Origin of the sequence: Klebsiella sp. Ech2A, from assembly GCF_030078455.1 — a bacterium.
In the GTDB taxonomy this organism is placed as follows: domain Bacteria; phylum Pseudomonadota; class Gammaproteobacteria; order Enterobacterales; family Enterobacteriaceae; genus Klebsiella; species Klebsiella terrigena.
In genome coordinates this window covers 1-1,219 of record NZ_JAQGFU010000433.1, presented here as the reverse complement: position 1 = coordinate 1,219, position 1,219 = coordinate 1, and the positions used below count along the sequence as shown (strand labels likewise).

At 68.4% G+C, this 1,219-nt stretch carries 1 protein-coding gene and 1 pseudogene; both read right to left on the bottom strand.

Features of this window, described 5'->3' with window-relative positions:
- Positions 1-331, bottom strand: a pseudogene (locus PFH44_RS27755) (MFS transporter); the annotation flags it as partial.
- Positions 328-1,219: serine hydrolase domain-containing protein (locus tag PFH44_RS27750; RefSeq protein WP_283826862.1), on the bottom strand; the 892-nt coding region annotated here is incomplete at its 5' end. The gene PFH44_RS27750 and the pseudogene PFH44_RS27755, both read right to left, overlap by 4 nt.

Genomic DNA, 1,219 nt, shown 5'->3' with positions numbered 1-1,219 from the left:
CCGCCACGAAGCGCGCCGCTAGCGTCAGCGCATAGCTGGCGGAGAGCGTCGTAACCGTGTTGGCGATGGCGAATCCGCCAATGGCGGCCAGCAGCAGCGGCCGGCGACGAACTCCTTGAGTGGCGGCGGTCAGCGGAATGGCGGCCACCAGAGAACCGATGGCATAGACAGTCACCGTCTGGCCGACCCACGCCTCGGAGACGGCCAGGCCTTGCGCCATCTGGGGCAGCAGGCCGGCCGGCAGCGCTTCGGTCAGGATGGTGATGAAAGCCGCCATCGCGAGCGCCAGCAGCGACGCGACGGGCATGCGATGCCCGGTCGTCGAATTCATCGTTCAGCCTCCAGGGCGCCGTAGACCGCATCGCGCAGATCGCCGACGAAACGGCCCGACATCCCTTCGTATAGGGTGTTAGTGAAGGCGACGACGCTCAGCCCCCGCGACCGATCCACGAACCACGAGTGGCCGTAGGCGCCTCCCCAGCGCCAGGTGCCTTCTGATTCAGGCGAAGCGGCCAGCGTCCGATCGCGCAGGACCGAAAAACCGAGCCCGAAGCCGCAGCCCGGCGCGTTGGGCAGCTCCAGATCCTCCGCCCGATCCCGCGCCATTTCCGCAATCAACTCATCCGGCAGGATCGCGCCGCCGCCCTGACGCAGAGCCTCCAGCAGGCGCAGGAAGTCTTCGGCGGTTCCCGCCATGCCCGCACCGCCCGAGGGAAACGCCTGCGGGTCGAAGATGCGCGCAGGGCTGTAGGGAATGCCGACCGCCCCCTCGAAGGGCGAAACGATTTCACCTTCCGCCAGCGGATGTGGCTGAGGCGTACCGTTCACGTAGGCGGTCGCCACGCGCTGCGCATCCCGCGCAATAAAGCCGGTATCGGCCATGCCCAGCGGGCCGGTCACCAGCTGGCGCACGGCTGCATCAAGCGGTTCTCCCTGCACCCGCTCGATCAGGGCGCCCAGCACGTCGGTCGCCAGCGAGTAGCCCCAGCCCGTACCGGGCTCGTACAGCAGCGGAACGCTGGCGATGCGGCGCAGGTTCTCCGCCAGACTGATACCGGACGCATCCATGCCGTCCGATACGTCGGCCCGCGCATAGGGGCCGTTGGCATCAGCCTCGAAGAAGCGATAGCCCAGCCCGGCCGTATGGCTGAGCAGCTGCCGTACGACGATCCGCGCGGGCTGGCCGTCGGGCAGCAGCGGCCTGAACTCAGGCAGCCAG